Consider the following 17,241-nt stretch of genomic DNA (forward strand, 5'->3'; position numbering starts at 1 on the left):
CCGTCTGCAGGCCCAGCTTCGTGATGGTGCCGATCAGCGCCGGCCACGGCGTCGGGGGCGGCAGCACCACGTCGATCAGGCCGCCGAGCGCGGCCAGCAACGCCCAGTGGCCGCCGTAGCCGAGCACCGCGCCTGCGGCGCCGGACACGATCCCGATGCCGGCGAATTCGAGTGCGAACAGCGCGCCGAGCGTGCGGCGGCTCACGCCGAGGCAGCGCATCGTCGCGCAGCCGTCGAGGTGGCGCCGCATGTAGCGTTGCGCGGCCATCGCGATCGCGACCGCCGCGAGCAGCGCGGTGAGCAGCGCGACGAGCGTCAGGAAGTGGCGCGCGCGATCCAGCGTCTGCCGCACCTGCGGCTGGCCTTCCTGCAACGACTCGAGACCGACGCCGCGCAGCTTCCCGCCGTCGACACGTGCGTGCGCATACGCCTCGAAACGCGCGACGGCCTGCTGGTCGCCGGCAACCAGCAGCCGGTACGTGACACGGCTGCCATAGCCGGTGAGACCCGTCGCGGCCAGTTCGTCCGCGCGCATCATCAGCCGCGGCGAGAAATTGACGAAGGAAAACCCGCGATCCAGCTCGCGGGAGATCGACGCGGCGACCTTGAACGTACGCAGCCCGACGCGCACCGTATCGCCCGCCTTCAGGTGCAGCGCATCGAGCAGCGCCGGATCGGCCCATACGGTGCCGGGCGCGGGAATCGCGGCCGCCTTCTGCGCGGTGGCCGCGCCGGCCGGCAGGATCTCGACCGCGCCGCGCAACGGATATCCGGGCGACACGGCCTTCACGGCCGCGAGGCGCGACGGCGCCGCGTCGGTCGCCTGCCCGCCCGTGGCGGACGCGATCATGCTCGGAAAGATGGCGGTCGTCGCGGTACGCAGGCCGAGCGCGCGGGCCTGCTGGTCGAACGACGGATCGACGGGACGATCGGCCCGCACGACGAAATCGGCGCCGAGCATCTGGCGCGCGTCGCGCTCGAGCCCCTGGCGCAGCCGGTCCGCGAGGAAGCCGACGCTCGTCAGCGCCGCGACCGCGAGCACCAGTGCCAGCACGAGCAGCGTCAACTCGCCCGCGCGCCAGTCGCGCGCGGTCATGCGGGCGGCCTGGCGGATCAGGTCGCGCAGGCCGAAGCGGCCGGCATGCGCGTTCACCTCATGGCCGGATTGCCCGGCCGGCGGCTGCGCCGCAGGTTGCCGACCCTTCAATCGCGCTTCCCCCCGATCGAGTTGAGCCGCGACACCATGTGGTTCGCCATCCCGCGAAAGCCGCCCGAGACCCCGCGCCACAGGCGCGGGAGCGCCCACGCGGACGCCGCGATGAAGGCGGCAAGCAGCACGAGGAACGCGAGCGGAACGAAGAACGCGAGCACGAGGCCGCCGACCACGAGGCCGTCCTCGGTCGACGACGCGATCCAGTTCGAAATCGGCTCCGGCGACAGATTGATCATCGCGCGCGTGCCGGCCTTCGCCACGTGCGCGGCACCGGCGAGCGAGCCGCCGGCGAGCCCCGCGACCGCGAGCACGGTCGGATCGGCATGGCCGAGCGCGCCGGCTGCGAGCACGGCGCCGGCCGGAATGCGGATGAAGGTGTGCACGGCATCCCACAGCGAGTCGAACGCGGGGATCTTGTCGGCAAGGAATTCGGTGACGGTGAGCACGGCCGCGGCGCCGATGACCCACGGCGACATCAGGACAGCCAGCGTGTCGGGCAGGTGGAGCCAGCCGAACCGCGCCAGCACGCCGGCGATCAGCACGGTCAGGTACAGGCGCAGGCCGCTCGCCCACGCGAGCCCCGCGCCGAGCGAAATGGCTTCGATCATGGCCCTCTCCTTGCACTTTCCGTGCGCTTTGCCGATTGATCGGATCGGATCGGGTCGGACAGGCCGGCCGCGCGGCGCGTGGCGACCGGCACCGCGTGCCGCGAGAAGCACGACGGTATTCAGGCCCGAATGCGTTCCATTATAGACAGGCCAGGCGCACGGCCGGCGCAATTCCGCAGTGCGGTAACCGGCTGCACGTGCGCCCGGGTGCCATTTGTTACGCAGCCGACGACAGCTTCAGGCCGATCAGCCCCGCGACGATCAGCACGGCGCTCGCGACGCGCGCAACGGTCAGCGCCTCGCCCATCACCACGATGCCGAATACGAACGCACCGACCGCGCCGATGCCGGTCCACACCGCGTACGCGGTGCCGAGCGGCAACTGGCGCATCGCGACCGCGAGCAGCCCGAAGCTGGCCAGCGCCGTCACGATCGTCAACACCGACGGACCGAGCTTCGTGAAGCCGTCCGACGATTTCATGCCGGCCGCCCAGGCCACTTCCAGCAAACCGGCAATGAACAACAATACCCACGCCATCTCGACGTACTCCGTATCGGATGGGGCCGTCCCCGTTGAAGCGAATGACCCGGGGTCGTCCCCGGGCGGCGCCGAGTATAACAAGATGCTTACGGACACGGCGCGTGGCCGGCGGCCGATCGGGGGCGCGATCGGCCAGGCCCGGTCAGTTCGACACGCGCTTCGGCGTGACGCCGGCGACGCAGCGGTCGTCGCGGTACAGCGCCCACTCCTCGCACACGCGGCCATCCTTGAACACGCACATGCCGACCTGCCCGCTCGACAGGTTGCGGGTCGTGTGGCGGCCGCCGAGCTTGGCGCAATTGACCGACGCGGGATTGGCCATCGCCTGCTGCTGCGACGACGGTTGCTGCCCGGGCGGCAGCGGTTGGGCGAACGCGCCAGACGCGGCAAGCGCCAGCGCACAGATGACGACCAGACGGACGGACATTGCACGCTCCTCGTTTTCGTTCGCGGAACGGTCAGGATAACGGGGAATGAGCGCCGGGTGTGCAACGCGCGTGCCGGCCGCGAGACTGTCGCGCCGGCGCAACCCTGCCGGCACGCGACGTCACGCGCACGGGCGCCGTTGCGCCGCGGCTACGCGCGTCATGCGGCGCCGACCAGCCGGTAACCGACGCCCGTCTCCGTCACGATGTACTCGGGCTGCGCCGGGTCGCGCTCGAGCTTCTGGCGCAGGTGCGCCATGTAGATGCGCAGATAGTGGTGGCTTTCGACGTGCGACGGCCCCCACACGTCGCGCAGCAGCTGGCGGTGCGTGAGCACGCGTCCCGCGTGCCGCACGAGCGTCGCGAGCAGCCGGTATTCGAGCGGCGTCAGGTGCACGATCTCGTTGTCGCGCCACACCTGGCGCAGCGCGAGATCGACGGTCACGGTGCCGAAGGTCACCTTCGGCGACTCGTTCGCGCCACCCTGGTTGCGCCGGCGCAGTTGCGCGCGGATCCGCGCGCGCAGTTCGGACACGCCGAACGGCTTGGTCAGGTAATCGTCGGCGCCTGCGTCGAGCGCCGCGACCTTCTCTTCTTCCTGCGTGCGCGCGGACAGCACGATCACCGGCACCTCGGACCAGCCGCGCAATTCCCGGATCACGTCGAGGCCGTCGGTATCGGGCAGGCCGAGATCGACGATCACGAGATCGGGCTTGCGCGTCGCCGCGTCGATCAGCCCCTGCTTGCCCGTCTCGGCCTCGAACACCGCGATGTCCTCCTCCTCGAGCGCGGCGCGCACGAAACGGCGGATCTGCTTTTCGTCCTCGATCAGGACGACGGTCAGGCTGGGTTCACTCATGATCTGGCAATGATTCGGATGGGGACGACGCACCCGGCACTTCGGGTTCGTCGTCGGGTACGGCAGGCGCGGCCGGCGGCGTCTCGACCGGCAGCGTGAACCAGAAACGCGCGCCCGTCACGTGGCCGTCGGGTGCCGTACGGTTGAACGCGCCGATTTTACCGCCGTGCGCTTCGACGATCGCGCGGCAGATCGCGAGGCCGAGGCCGATGCCCGGCGTCGCCGATTCCTTCTCGCCGCGCGTGAACTTGTCGAAGATCCGCGTTTCCATCCCGGCCGGCAGGCCGGGACCGTAATCGTCGACGAGCACGCGCACGAACGGCAGCCCGTCGTCGGTCACGCGCTCGGCGCCGATGTCGAGCGGCGTATCGGCCGGCGTGTACTTCGCCGCGTTCTCGAACAGGTTGGTGAACAGGCGCTCCATCAGCACCGCATCCATCTGCAGGAGCGGCAGGTCGGCCGGCAGCACGACGCGCGCCGGATGGCGCGCAAGCACGCGCTTGCAGGCGGCGAGCGCGGCGCCGACGGTTTCCTCGAGCAGCGACCACTGGCGCTTCAACTGCAGGCTGCCGGCCTGCAGCCGCGCCATGTCGAGCAGGTTCGTGACGATGCCAGTCATCCGCAGCGCCTCGTCGTGGATCGCGTCGACGAGTTCGCCCTCGCGCTGCGCGAAGCGTTCGGCCGCCGCGGCGTCGCCGCCCTGCGCGGCCGTGCGCCCGTTCGCGAGCATCGACGAGAAGCCGACGATCGTCGTGAGCGGCGTGCGCAGGTCGTGCGAGATCGCCGACAGCAGCGAGTTGCGCAGCCGCTCGGACTCCATGTTGACGAGCGCGTCGCGCGCGATCTCGACGTAGTGCACGCGTTCGAGCGCGAGCGCGATCTGCGCGGCGAACGCGTCGAGCATCCGCTGCTGCTCCGGCACCTCGAGTTCGCGCGGCTCGCGCGACGCGACCGCGAGCACGCCGCGCGTACGCATCGGCGCCTTCAGCGGCAGGTACAGCGCGGCCGTCGCGGGCAACGTATCGGTGCCGCGGCCGGCCGGCTTCTGCTGGTCGTACACCCACTGGCCGACGTCGCTGTCGAGGTCGGTGCCCGTCAGCGTGACGGCCGCATCGGGCTCCTCGATCTTCTGCCGTACCTTGTCCGCACTGTCGGGCAGCAGGAACGCGACGCGCGCGCGGAACACCTCGCCCACGTGACGGCTGCCGATCTCGACGATCTGCTCGGTCGTCAGCGCCGCGCCCAGCTCGCGCGCCATCGCGTAGATCGCGCCGGTGCGGCGCTCGCGGCGCTGCGCGACGCTCGCCTGGCGCGTCAGCGTCGACGTCAGGTGGCTGATCACGAGCGACGTCAGCAGCATCCCGAAGAAGGTCAGCAGGTATTGCGTGTCGCTGACCGAGAACGACATGCGCGGCGGCACGAAGAAGTAATCGAACGCGGCCACCGACAGGAACGACTGCAGCACGCCCGGGCCGCGCCCGAGCCGCACGGCCGAAAACACGACGCCGAGCAGGTACAGCATCACGAGGTTCGTGAGGTCGAGCCGCTCGGACACGAGGCTCGCGACCACCGTGATCGCCGCGCAGATCGCGGCCGCATACACGTAGTGCCGCGGCGGCGAACGATGCGTGCCGAACTGTGCGAACGCGTCGCGCCAGTCGCGCGCACGTGCGTCAAGCGGTGCCGCGCGCGCCTCGTCGCTCGCGGACGCCCGGATCAGCATCAGGTCGACGTCGCCCGCGCGTTCGGCAAGCTTCTCGCCGAACGGCCGCACGAAGCGGCGCACGAGCCCGACCTTCGGCGAGCCGCCCGCGACGATCTTCGACACGTTGCGCACCTTCGCATAACCGATCAGCGCGGCAACCGCGTCGGCGCCGGCGAGCGTGGCCGTCTCCGCGCCGAGCTCGGCCGCGAGCTTCAGCGCATCGAGCGTGCGCTGCCGTCGCGCATCGGGCAGCCGCTGCAGGCGCGGCGTCTCCACATAGACAGCGATCCAGTCGGCCTTCAGGCTCGCGGCGAGCCGCGCGGCCGCGCGCACGAGCGTCGGCGCCTCCGGGCCCGGCCCGACGCACACGAGCAGCCGCTCGCGGGCCTGCCAGATGCGCTGGATCGAGCGGTCGGCGCGGTATTCGCGCATCTGCGCGTCGACGCGATCGGCCGTACGCCGCAGCGCCAGTTCGCGCAGCGCGATCAGGTTGCCCTTGCGGAAGAAGTTGCGCACTGCACGCTCGGCCTGCTGCGCGAGATAGACCTTGCCGTCGCGCATCCGCTCGAGCAGCTCCTCGGCCGGCAGGTCGACCAGCGTGACTTCGTCGGCCGCGTCGAACACGCGGTCGGGCACGGTCTCCCACACGCGGATGCCGGTGATCGCGCCGACCACGTCGTTCAGGCTTTCGAGGTGCTGGACGTTGACGGTCGTGTAGACGTCGATGCCCGCGTCGAGCAGCTCGTACACATCCTGCCAGCGCTTCAGGTGCCGCGCGCCCTGCACGTTCGAATGCGCGAGCTCGTCGACGAGGATCAGTTGCGGCTCACGCGCGAGCGCACCGTCGAGATCGAATTCGGCGAGCGTGCGGCCGCGATAGTCGATGCGCGCGAGCGGCAGCACGTCGAGGCCGTCGAGCAGCGCGGCGGTTTCGCTGCGCCCGTGGGTCTCGACGATGCCGACGACGACGTCGACGCCTTCCTGCAGGCGCTGGCGCGCGGCCTGCAGCATCGCGTAGGTCTTGCCGACACCGGCCGATGCGCCGAAGAAGATCTTGAGCTGGCCGCGCCGCTGCTTTTCTTCGTCACGCTGCAGCTTGTCGAGGAGTTGGTCTGGATCGGGACGATTCATGCGTCAGAAAGGCGGAGCGCCCGGATGCGCGCGAGTACGAGCATTGTTGTTCCAAATCGCCGCAAAAGGCAAAGACGGCGCATGCGCCGTCGGGAAAATGCGCGTCCGGCGCGGAGCGGGCCGCGCCGGACGCCGGTTGCCGCCGGAAACCCGGACGCGCGGTCAGTGCGCGGCCTGTGCCGCGTCGAGTGCGAGGTTCAGCTTGAGCACGTTCACGCGCGGTTCGCCGAGCACGCCGAACTGGCGGCCCGCCGTATTCGCGGCGACGAGCTGCGCGACCGCGTCGGGCGCCAGGTTGCGCGCCTTCGCGACGCGCTCGACCTGATACGCGGCGGCGGCCGGCGTGATCTCCGGATCGAGGCCGCTGGCCGACGCCGTCACGAGGTCGACCGGCACGGGCTTCGACATGTCGGTGCCCGCGTCGCGCAGCGCGGCGATGCGCCCCTTCACCTGGTCGGCGAGCGACGGGTTCAGCGGGCCGAGGTTCGAGCCGCCGGAGCCGGTCGCGTTGTACGGCATCGGCGTCGTGGCCGACAGCCGGCCCCAGAAGTACTTCGGCGCATCGAACGGCTGGCCGATCAGTGCGGAGCCGACCGCCTTGCCGTCCTTCTCGATCAGGCTGCCGTTCGCCTGCGACGGGAATGCGGCCTGGCCGAACACGGTCATCACGGCCGGGTAGGCGAGCCCCGTCACGGCAGCGAGGACGACAAAGAGCACGACGAGCGGACGAATCAACGTTTTCATGATGTTTCCTTCAAATACGGCCGGCTCAGGCCCAGCCGAGTGCAGCGAGCGTCATGTCGATCAGCTTGATGAACGGGAACGGCAGCAGCACGCCGCCGAGGCCGTACACCAGCAGGTTGCGGCGCAGGAGCGACGCCGCGCCGAGCGGCCGGTACGTGACGCCCTTCAGCGCCAGCGGAATCAGCGCGACGATGATCAGCGCGTTGAAGATCACCGCCGACAGGATCGCCGACGCCGGCGACGTCAGGTGCATGATGTCGAGCACGCGCAGCTGCGGGTACGTCGTCACGAACGCGGCCGGGATGATCGCGAAGTACTTCGCGATGTCGTTCGCGATCGAGAACGTCGTCAGCGACCCGCGCGTCATCAGCATCTGCTTGCCGATCTCGACGATCTCGATCAGCTTCGTCGGGTTCGAGTCGAGGTCGACCATGTTGCCGGCTTCCTTCGCCGCCTGCGTGCCGGTGTTCATCGCCACGGCGACGTCGGCCTGCGCGAGCGCCGGCGCGTCGTTGGTGCCGTCGCCGGTCATCGCGACGAGGCGGCCAGCCGCCTGGTGCTCGCGGATCGTCGCGAGCTTGGTTTCCGGCGTCGCTTCCGCGAGGAAATCGTCGACGCCCGCCTCCGCCGCGATCGCCGCGGCCGTCAGCCGGTTGTCGCCCGTCACCATCACGGTCTTGATGCCCATCTTGCGCAGCTCCGCGAAGCGCTCCTTGATGCCGCCCTTCACGATGTCCTTCAGCTCGATCACGCCGAGCACGCGCGCCGCACCTTCATGCAGGTCGGCGACGACGAGCGGCGTGCTGCCGCGGCGCGCGACTTCATCGACCGCGCGGCGCACTTCTTCCGGGAAGCGGCTGCCGTGCGACTCGACGTAGTTGCGGATCGCGTCGGCCGCACCCTTGCGGATTTCGCGGCCGGGCAGATCGACGCCGCTCATCCGCGTCTGCGCGGAGAAGCCGATGAACGTCGCGTGCAGTTGCCCCATGTCGCGCTGGCGAATGTTGAAGCGCTCCTTCGCGAGCACGACGATGCTGCGGCCTTCGGGCGTTTCGTCGGCGAGCGACGACAGTTGCGCGGCATCGGCCAGCGCTTCCTCGGTCACGCCCGGTGCAGGCACGAACGTCGATGCCTGGCGGTTGCCGAGCGTGATCGTGCCGGTCTTGTCGAGCAGCAGCACGTCCACGTCGCCGGCGGCTTCCACCGCGCGGCCCGACGTCGCGATCACGTTGGCCTGCATCATCCGGCTCATCCCGGCCACGCCGATCGCGGACAACAGGCCGCCGATCGTCGTCGGGATCAGGCACACGAGCAGCGCGACGAGCGCGGTGATCGTCACCACGTGGCCGGCCTTCATCGCTTCGACCGAGAACATCGAGAACGGCAGCAGCGTCGCGGTGGCGAGCAGCATCACGATCGTCAGCGCGACGAGCAGGATCGTCAGCGCGATCTCGTTCGGCGTCTTCTTGCGCTTCGCGCCTTCGACCATCGCGATCATCCGGTCGAGGAACGCCTCGCCCGGGTTCGCGGTGACCTTGACGACGATCCAGTCCGACAGCACGCGCGTGCCGCCCGTCACCGACGAGAAGTCGCCGCCCGATTCGCGGATCACCGGCGCGGATTCGCCGGTGATCGCCGATTCGTCGACCGACGCGACACCGTCGACCACCTCGCCGTCGGCCGGGATCACGTCGCCCGCTTCGACCAGCACGACGTCGCCCTTACGCAGCTCGGTCGCGGTCGTGATGCGGATCGGCGACTTCGGATGCGGCTCGTTGAGCTTCTTCGCCATCACGTCCTTCTTCGCGCTGCGCAGCGACGCGGCCTGCGCCTTCGAGCGCCCTTCGGCGAGCGCTTCGGCGAAGTTCGCGAACAGCACGGTGAACCACAGCCACAGCGCGATCGCGAGGATGAAGCCCGCGGGCGCCTCGGCCTGGCCGGCGAGCGCCGCGATCCACAGGATCGTGGTCAGGATGCTGCCGACGTACACGCAGAACATCACCGGATTGCGGAACTGCGTGCGCGGCGTGAGTTTCTTGAACGAGTCCACGATCGCCGGGCGCAGCAGCGCCGGATCGAACATGGACCGTGTTGCGGAATGTTGAGTCATTGCGATCTCTTCAATCTCTTCAGTCTTTTCAATGTGTCGCCATGCGGGCGCGCATCACGCGCCCAGCCACATCATCAGGTGCTCGACGCCCGGGCCGAGCGCAAGCGCCGGCACGTAGGTCAGCGCGCCCACCAGCAGCACGGTGCCGAGCAGCAGCACGACGAACAGCGGACCGTGCGTCGGCAGCGTGCCGCTCGTCACCGCGATGCGCTTCTTCGCGGCGAGCGAGCCGGCGATCGCCAGCACCGGCACGATCGTGCCGAAGCGGCCGAACCACATCGCGATCGCGGTCATCCAGTTGTAGAACGGCGTGCCGACCGTCAGGCCCGCGAACGCGCTGCCGTTGTTGTTGGCGGCCGAGCTGAACGCGTACAGGATTTCCGAGAAGCCGTGCGGCCCCGGGTTCGCGATGCCGGCCTTGCCCGCATCGGCGAGCACGGCGATCGACGTGCCGACCAGCACCAGCAGCGGCGTGAGCAGCACGACGATCGACACCATCTTCATCTCGTACGCTTCGATCTTCTTGCCGACGTATTCCGGCGTGCGGCCGATCATCAGGCCGGCGACGAACACCGCGAGCAGCGCGAACACGAGCATCCCGTAGAGACCCGAGCCGACCCCGCCGTAAACCACCTCACCGAGCTGCATCAGCAGCATCGGCACGAGGCCGCCGAGCGGCGTCAGCGAATCGTGCATCGTGTCGACCGCGCCGCACGACGCGGCCGTGGTCGCGACCGTGAAGATGCCGGTCTGCGCGATGCCGAAGCGCGTTTCCTTGCCTTCCATGTTGCCGCCCGGCTGCAGCGCGCTCGCCGACTGGTCGACGTGCAGCGCGGCGAGCGTCGGGTTGCCGGCCTGCTCGGCGCTCACCTCGAAGCCGATCGCGAGCACGAACGCGACCGTCATCGCCGCGAGCACGGCGATGCCCTGCCGGCGGTCGCCGATCATGCGGCCGAACACGAGGCACAGCGCGGCCGGGATGATCAGGATCGCGAAGATCTGCAGGAAGTTCGCGAACGGCGTCGGGTTCTCGTACGGGTGCGCGGAGTTCGCGTTGAAGAAGCCGCCACCGTTGGTGCCGAGCATCTTGATCGCTTCCTGCGACGCCACCGGGCCCATCGCGAGCGTCTGCTTCGTGAGCGGGGTCGGCACCGTCACCGGGTTGCCCTTGTCGTCCTTCACCGGATTGCCCTGCGCGTCGAGCTTCGGTGCGGCGTAGGTGCTCGCCTGCAGCACCGGCACGTCCTGGTACGACTTCATGTTCTGGATCACGCCCTGGCTCATCAGCAGCGCGGCGATGAGCATCGACATCGGCACGAGCACGTACATCGTCACGCGCGTGAGGTCGACCCAGAAGTTGCCGATGGTCTGCGCGGTATGGCGTGCGAAGCCGCGGATCAGCGCGATCACGACGACGATGCCGGTTGCCGCCGACAGGAAGTTCTGCACGGTCAGGCCGAGCATCTGCGTCAGGTAGCTGACGGTCTGCTCGGGCGTGTAGTCCTGCCAGTTCGTGTTGGTGACGAAGCTGACGGCCGTGTTGAACGCGCCGTCGACCGTCATCGCACCGAACTGCTGCGGGTTGCCGGGCAGGAAGCCCTGCAGGCGCAGCAGGCCGTAGAGGAACAGCGCGCCGAGCGCGTTGAACGCGATCGTCGCGACCGCGTACTGCTTCCAGTTCATCTCGCTGCCGGCGTCGACGCCGGCGATGCGGTACAGCGCGCGCTCGAGCGGCCCGAGCACGCGCACGACGCGCGCGCTGCCGTCCATCACCGCGGACAGATAGCGCGCGACCGGAACGGCCGCCGCCAGCAGCACGACGATGAAGAGCAGCGTCTGAAAGAGATTGTTCGCGTTCATTCGATGTCCTCCGCGCGCAGCAGCGCAAAGACGAGATACGCGAACAGCAGGGCCGTCGAGGCGCCCGCCAGCCAAAGCATCCAGGTCATGCCCGCCCCCCGCGACCGTATTGCACGAGCTTGTCGCAACCGGCGATCAAACCGAGGATCAGCGCGGTGAAGAGCACCAGTGCGCCGATAAATACCCCATCCATTTTTCTGTTCTCCATCGTCGAAATCAGACGACTAGAACCTTATGGGAACGCACGTAAAGGACGGGTCAAAGGTATCGGGGCACGTATAAAAAACGCGTAAACGTGGAAGTCGGGGGAGGACGAAGGAAACCGGGAGGCGGGACGGACGGCGCCGTGGCGCCGCCCGGACCCGCGCGTGCCGGCATGGCGCCGGCACGGGGAGACAGGTCAGGGAACGAGGATCGTCGAGCCGGTGGTCTTGCGCGCTTCGAGATCTTCATGCGCGCGGCCGACTTCCGCGAGCGGGTAGCGCTGGTTGATGCTCGTCTTCACCTTGCCCGACAGCAGCACGTCGAACAGTTCGGCGGCCGCGGCTTCGAGATCGGCGCGCTTCGCGATGTACGAGAACAGCGTAGGCCGCGTAAAGAACAGCGAGCCGCGCGACGAGAATTCCTTCGAGTCGATCGGCGGCAGCGGGCCCGACGCGTTGCCGAAGCTGACGAAATAGCCGAGCGGCGCAAGGCTATCGAGCGAGCCGATGTAGGTGTCCTTGCCGATCGAGTCGTAGACGACCGGCACGCCGGCGCCGTTCGTGATCTCCTTCACGCGCTGCGTGAAGTTCTCGCGCGTGTAGACGATCGGATGGTCGCAGCCGTGCGCCTTCGCGAGTGCGGCCTTCTCGTCGGAGCCGACCGTGCCGATCACGGTCGCACCGAGCGCCTTCGCCCACTGGCACACGAGGAGGCCGACACCGCCGGCCGCCGCGTGGATCAGGATCGTGTCGCCGGCCTTCACCGGATACGTGCGGCGCAACAGGTAGTGCGCGGTCAGGCCCTGCAGCATCACCGACGCCGCGTCGTCGTAGCTGATGCCGTCCGGCAGCTTCACGAGCCGCTCGGCCGGCATCACGCGTTCCTGCGCGTATGCGCCCGGCGGCTGCCCGACGTACGCGACGCGATCACCCGCCTTGAACGTGGTCACGCCTTCGCCGACCGCCGTCACCTCGCCTGCCGCCTCCATCCCGAGCCCGCCGGGGAGCGCTTGCGGGTAAAGGCCGGTGCGGAAATAGACGTCGATGTAGTTGAGGCCGACCGCGTGCTGCCGGATACGGACTTCACCCGCCTTCGGTTCGCCGACCTCGACATCGACCCACTTCATCACGTCCGGGCCGCCCGGCTGGTCGTATCGGATTGCTTTCGGCATCGTTTCGCTCCTCGTTTCTGATTCGGTCAGGGAAAAATCCGGGTCGCCGATCCGCGGAGCCGGCCTCATGCGGGTACCGGCCGGCAAGCGCGCGTCGCGACGCACGATTCTCGCGCGCCGCGGCCATCCGTGCATGGCCCTGCCGCCAGCAGGGGCAATCGGGCGCGGGCCGCCCTCAGCAGACGTCCTGCATGTTGCGCGCCAGATCGTCGAGCAGCATCCGCGCGGTGGCGACGTTGGTCGCGACCGGCACGTCGTGCACGTCGCAGGCGCGCACGAGCGCGGTGATGTCGGGGTCGTGCGGCTGCGCGGTCATCGGGTCGCGCAGGAACACGACGATGTCGATGCGGCCGTCGGCCAGTTCCGCACCGATCTGCAGGTCGCCGCCGAGCGGCCCAGACAGCTTGCGCTCGACCTCGAGCCCGTGCGCGTCCGCGATGCGGCCGCCCGTCGTGCCGGTCGCCACCAGCCGGCATTGCGCGAGCGTCGTGCGGAATTCGCCCGCGAGCGCGACGATCTCGTCCTTCTTCGCGTCGTGCGCAATCAATGCGATGCGGGGTTTGCTCATCTCCAGATCCTTCGTTTCAGGTGGTTGTCGTGAGAGGCGGTGCGCGCGTCAGAACGTGCCCGGATACGAGCCGCCGTCGAGCAGCCAGTTCTGCCCGGTGATGTAGCCGGCGTGCACGCTGCACAGGAACGCACACGCCGCGCCAAATTCCGCACGGGTGCCGAGGCGGCCGGCCGGGATGTCCTTCGTGCGCCGCGCGCGCATCTCGTCGACCGTCACGCCCTGCGCCTTCGCCGACGCGGCGAGCGTGGTCGCGATCCGGTCGGTGTCGAACAGGCCCGGCAGCAGGTTGTTGATCGTCACGCCCTGCCCCGCGACCTTGCGCGACAGCCCCGCGACGAAGCCGGTCAGCCCCGAGCGCGCGCCGTTCGACAGCGCGAGCACGTCGATCGGCGCCTTCACGGCCGAGCTGGTGATGTTGACGATCCGGCCGAACCCGCGCGCGATCATCCCGTCGACGGTCGCGCGGATCAGCTCGATCGGCGTCAGCATGTTCGCTTCGAGCGCGCGGATCCAGTCGTCGTGCGAGAAGTCGCGGAAGTCGCCGGGCGGCGGGCCGCCGGCATTCGTCACGAGAATGTCCGGCTGCGGGCACGCGGCGAGCGCGGCCGCGCGCCCGTCCGGCGTCGTGATGTCGCAGGCGACCGCGGTCACCGACACGTTCGCGCCGGCGCGGATCTCCTCCGCGGTTTCCTCCAGCGTGTCGCGCGTGCGCGCGACGATCACGAGGTTCACGCCCTCGGCGGCCAGCGCTTCCGCGCAGCCGCGACCGAGCCCCTTGCTGGCCGCGCACACCAGCGCGGTCTTTCCTTCGATGCCGAGATCCATCGTCGATTCCTTGGTGGCGACACGCGCCGGCTCGGCCCGATCACGCCGGCGCACGGACCCCGGACGGGTCAGGCGGGCAATCGGGCGGGCGCGGGCGCGCGGATTGTCGTGAGACGTCGATATTATCCGGATCATGCGGCGCGCCTTGGTAAAATTGCGGGCATAAGCGCGCGGCCGGCTTGCGCCCGCCACCGCCCCCGATCCTCTTTTGCCGCCAAGGCGCCCCCGTCATGAAACAGGACAGCCGTTTCCCGAATCTCTTCATCACCGATCACCCGCTGATCCAGCACAAGCTCACGCACATGCGCGACAAGGACACGTCCACGCGCACGTTCCGCGAGCTGCTGCGCGAAATCACGCTGCTGATGGGCTACGAGATCACCCGCAACCTGCCGATCACGACCAAGCGGGTCGAAACCCCGCTCGTCGAGGTCGACGCGCCGGTGATCGCGGGCAAGAAGCTGGCGATCGTGCCGGTGCTGCGCGCGGGCATCGGGATGTCGGACGGCCTGCTCGACCTGGTTCCGTCCGCCCGCGTCGGCCACATCGGCGTGTACCGCGCCGACGACCACCGCCCGGTCGAATACCTGGTGCGCCTGCCGGATCTGGAAGACCGCATCTTCATCCTGTGCGATCCGATGGTCGCGACCGGCTACTCGGCCGTGCACGCGGTCGACGTGCTGAAGCGCCGCAACGTGCCGGCCGCGAACATCATGTTCGTCGCGCTGGTCGCCGCTCCCGAAGGCGTGCAGGTGTTCCAGGACGCGCACCCGGACGTGAAGCTGTTCGTCGCGTCGCTCGATTCGCACCTGAACGAGCATGCGTACATCGTGCCGGGCCTCGGCGACGCGGGCGACCGCCTGTTCGGCACCAAGAACTGAGCCTCGGTACGGCCGCGCGGCGCGCGGCCCGGCTCGCGACGGCCCGCCTGGCTGTCCGGCCATGCGCGGCGGCCCCGATCCGGCGGTCGCCGCGTGATAAAATCTCGATCCACTCGACACGCGCGGCCCCGCGGCTTCATGCCCGCCGAAACGGCCGCCGATTCAACGACACATTGAAACAATCGCCCGCGCCGTGCGCCCGGGCACGGAGAAAGGTATGGCTGGTCATTCGAAATGGGCCAACATCAAGCATAAGAAGGCAGCGGCCGACGCGAAGCGCGGCAAGATCTGGACCCGCCTGATCAAGGAAATCCAGGTCGCGGCGCGCCTCGGCGGCGGTGACGTCAACTCGAACCCGCGCCTGCGCCTGGCGGTCGACAAGGCGGCCGACGCGAACATGCCGAAGGACAACGTCAAGCGTGCGATCGATCGCGGCGTCGGCGGCGCGGATGGCGCGAACTACGAGGAAATCCGCTACGAAGGCTATGGCATCGGCGGCGCGGCGGTCATCGTCGACACGCTGACCGACAACCGCACCCGCACGGTCGCGGAAGTCCGCCATGCGTTCTCGAAGTTCGGCGGCAACATGGGCACCGACGGCTCGGTCGCGTTCATGTTCGATCACGTCGGCCAGTTCCTGTTCGCACCGGGCACGTCGGAAGACGCGCTGATGGAAGCCGCGCTCGAAGCCGGCGCGAACGACGTGAACACGAACGACGACGGCTCGATCGAAGTGCTGTGCGACTGGCAGGCATTCTCGGCGGTGAAGGACGCGCTCGAAGCCGGCGGCTTCAAGGCCGAGCTCGCCGAAGTGACGATGAAGCCGCAGAACGAAGTCGAATTCACCGGCGACGACGCGGCGAAGATGCAGAAGCTCCTCGACGCGCTCGAGAACCTCGACGACGTGCAGGACGTGTATACGAACGCCGTCATCGTCGAGGAATGAGGTGCCGGCCGCCGTGTTCCTGTCGCGGCGGCGGCCCGACCGAATCCGCGGCCGGCGCGCCTGAGCGTGTCGGCCGCCCTGTTTTCTAGTCTGCGGGGAATCCCATGAAACTACTCGTCGTCGGTTCCGGCGGCCGCGAACATGCGCTGGCGTGGAAGCTCGCGCAGTCGCCGCGCGTCCAGATGGTCTACGTCGCGCCCGGCAATGGCGGCACGGCGCAGGACGAGCGTCTGAAGAACGTCGACATCACGGCGCTCGACGAACTCGCCGATTTCGCGGAACGCGAAGGCGTCGCGTTCACGCTCGTCGGGCCGGAAGCGCCGCTCGCGGCCGGCATCGTCAACCTGTTCCGCGCGCGCGGCCTGAAGGTCTTCGGCCCGACCCGCGAAGCCGCGCAGCTCGAGAGCTCGAAGGATTTCGCGAAGGCGTTCATGAAGCGCCACGGCATCCCGACCGCCGAGTACGAAACGTTCTCCGACGTGGCCGCCGCGCACGCGTACATCGACGCGAAGGGTGCGCCGATCGTCGTGAAGGCCGACGGCCTCGCGGCCGGCAAGGGTGTCGTCGTCGCGATGACGCTGGAAGAAGCGCACGAAGCCGTCGACATGATGCTGTCGGGCAACAAGCTCGGCGACGCCGGCGCGCGCGTCGTGATCGAGGAATTCCTCGATGGCGAGGAAGCGAGCTTCATCGTGATGGTCGACGGCAAGCACGCGCTGGCGCTGGCGTCCAGCCAGGACCACAAGCGCCTGCTCGATGAGGATCGCGGCCCGAACACCGGCGGCATGGGCGCGTATTCGCCCGCGCCGATCGTCACGCCGCAGATGCACGCACGCGTGATGCGCGAGATCATCATGCCGACCGTGCGCGGGATGGAGAAGGACGGCATCCGCTTCACGGGCTTCCTGTATGCGGGGCTGATGATCGACAAGGAAGGCAATCCGCGCACGCTCGAATTCAACTGCCGGATGGGCGACCCGGAAACGCAGCCGATCATGGCGCGCCTGAAGAGCGATTTCTCGAAGGTCGTCGAGCAGGCGATCGCGGGCACGCTCGACACGGTCGAACTCGACTGGGACCGCCGCACCGCGCTGGGCGTCGTGCTGGCCGCGCACGGCTATCCGGACGCACCGCGCAAGGGTGACCGCATCAACGGGATCCCGGCCGAGACCGAACAGGCCGTCACGTTCCATGCAGGCACGACGCTCGACGGCGACAAGCTGACGTCGTCCGGCGGCCGCGTGCTGTGCGTGGTCGGCTTGGCCGATTCGGTGCGCGAAGCACAGCAGCATGCGTACGAGACGATCAACCAGATCAATTTCGAAGGCATGCAGTACCGCCGCGACATCGGCTTCCGCGCGCTCAACCGCAAGAGCGCCTGACGTTGCAATTGCCGCCCCGCCCGCGCGCGGCGGCGGCTCCTCTGCCGGGGTTCGATAGAATGCCC

Annotated in this window: 17 protein-coding genes; 3 read left to right on the forward strand and 14 right to left on the reverse strand. The window is 69.0% G+C overall.

The annotated features are described in order from the left end of the window. The 14 genes from G3N96_RS27835 to G3N96_RS27895 form a co-directional block, all read right to left on the reverse strand. Positions 1 to 1,096 (reverse strand): FtsX-like permease family protein (locus G3N96_RS27835; RefSeq protein ID WP_346778914.1); only part of this gene is annotated, 1,096 nt, incomplete at its 3' end. Positions 1,097 to 1,203: 107 nt separating this feature from the next. Beyond that, a complete protein-coding gene (locus G3N96_RS27840) occupies positions 1,204 to 1,821 on the reverse strand; it encodes a DUF4126 domain-containing protein (RefSeq protein ID WP_011352729.1) in 618 nt (205 codons plus the stop codon). Positions 1,822 to 2,038: 217 nt separating this feature from the next. Further along, positions 2,039 to 2,359: a quaternary ammonium compound efflux SMR transporter SugE gene (sugE, locus tag G3N96_RS27845; RefSeq protein WP_206139188.1), complete on the reverse strand. Its 321-nt coding sequence runs from the start codon at positions 2,357 to 2,359 to the stop codon at positions 2,039 to 2,041. Positions 2,360 to 2,504: 145 nt separating this feature from the next. Then, entirely contained in the window at positions 2,505 to 2,789 is a 285-nt protein-coding gene (locus G3N96_RS27850) for a DUF333 domain-containing protein (protein ID WP_089431503.1), read from the reverse strand. A gap of 158 nt (positions 2,790 to 2,947) precedes the next feature. Beyond that, a complete protein-coding gene (gene kdpE / locus G3N96_RS27855) occupies positions 2,948 to 3,646 on the reverse strand; it encodes a two-component system response regulator KdpE (RefSeq protein WP_039370506.1) in 699 nt (232 codons plus the stop codon). After that, positions 3,639 to 6,482 (reverse strand): DUF4118 domain-containing protein, encoded by a 2,844-nt coding sequence (locus G3N96_RS27860; RefSeq protein WP_206139189.1) that lies wholly within the window; start codon positions 6,480 to 6,482, stop codon positions 3,639 to 3,641. The genes kdpE and G3N96_RS27860 overlap by 8 nt, the downstream gene beginning before the upstream one ends. A 162-nt stretch (positions 6,483 to 6,644) precedes the next feature. After that, entirely contained in the window at positions 6,645 to 7,226 is a 582-nt protein-coding gene (gene kdpC, locus G3N96_RS27865; protein ID WP_206139190.1) for a potassium-transporting ATPase subunit KdpC, read from the reverse strand. Positions 7,227 to 7,251: 25 nt separating this feature from the next. Then, on the reverse strand, positions 7,252 to 9,336 hold the full coding sequence (gene kdpB, locus G3N96_RS27870; RefSeq protein ID WP_011352735.1) for a potassium-transporting ATPase subunit KdpB: 2,085 nt from the start codon (positions 9,334 to 9,336) through the stop codon (positions 7,252 to 7,254). 54 nt (positions 9,337 to 9,390) lie between these two features. Then, positions 9,391 to 11,196, reverse strand: a complete 1,806-nt coding sequence (kdpA, locus tag G3N96_RS27875; protein WP_206139191.1) for a potassium-transporting ATPase subunit KdpA — start codon at positions 11,194 to 11,196, stop codon at positions 9,391 to 9,393. Further along, positions 11,193 to 11,285, reverse strand: coding sequence for a K(+)-transporting ATPase subunit F (kdpF, locus tag G3N96_RS27880; protein WP_006752209.1), 93 nt, complete (start codon positions 11,283 to 11,285; stop codon positions 11,193 to 11,195). Before kdpF ends, kdpA begins: the two co-directional genes overlap by 4 nt. Further along, positions 11,282 to 11,404: a hypothetical protein gene (locus tag G3N96_RS39755; protein ID WP_256093628.1), complete on the reverse strand. Its 123-nt coding sequence runs from the start codon at positions 11,402 to 11,404 to the stop codon at positions 11,282 to 11,284. Before G3N96_RS39755 ends, kdpF begins: the two co-directional genes overlap by 4 nt. 192 nt (positions 11,405 to 11,596) lie before the next feature. Beyond that, a complete protein-coding gene (locus G3N96_RS27885) occupies positions 11,597 to 12,571 on the reverse strand; it encodes a quinone oxidoreductase (protein ID WP_124582708.1) in 975 nt (324 codons plus the stop codon). A 175-nt stretch (positions 12,572 to 12,746) separates the two neighbouring features. Further along, positions 12,747 to 13,139, reverse strand: a complete 393-nt coding sequence (locus tag G3N96_RS27890) for a methylglyoxal synthase (RefSeq protein ID WP_043188929.1) — start codon at positions 13,137 to 13,139, stop codon at positions 12,747 to 12,749. Between the two features lie 48 nt (positions 13,140 to 13,187). Then, positions 13,188 to 13,967, reverse strand: coding sequence for an SDR family oxidoreductase (locus G3N96_RS27895; RefSeq protein ID WP_124582706.1), 780 nt, complete (start codon positions 13,965 to 13,967; stop codon positions 13,188 to 13,190). A 230-nt stretch (positions 13,968 to 14,197) separates the two neighbouring features. Here G3N96_RS27895 and upp point away from each other — a divergent pair, with 230 nt between their 5' ends. From upp to purD, 3 genes are all read left to right on the forward strand, one after another. Beyond that, positions 14,198 to 14,848: a uracil phosphoribosyltransferase gene (gene upp, locus G3N96_RS27900; protein ID WP_011352740.1), complete on the forward strand. Its 651-nt coding sequence runs from the start codon at positions 14,198 to 14,200 to the stop codon at positions 14,846 to 14,848. A 217-nt stretch (positions 14,849 to 15,065) separates the two neighbouring features. Further along, positions 15,066 to 15,794: a YebC/PmpR family DNA-binding transcriptional regulator gene (locus tag G3N96_RS27905; protein WP_124582704.1), complete on the forward strand. Its 729-nt coding sequence runs from the start codon at positions 15,066 to 15,068 to the stop codon at positions 15,792 to 15,794. Between the two features lie 104 nt (positions 15,795 to 15,898). Continuing rightward, positions 15,899 to 17,176 (forward strand): phosphoribosylamine--glycine ligase, encoded by a 1,278-nt coding sequence (gene purD, locus G3N96_RS27910; RefSeq protein ID WP_206139192.1) that lies wholly within the window; start codon positions 15,899 to 15,901, stop codon positions 17,174 to 17,176. Positions 17,177 to 17,241 lie beyond the last annotated feature (65 nt).

It is taken from the genome of Burkholderia sp. Se-20373, from assembly GCF_017104705.1.
Taxonomy (GTDB): Bacteria; Pseudomonadota; Gammaproteobacteria; order Burkholderiales; family Burkholderiaceae; genus Burkholderia.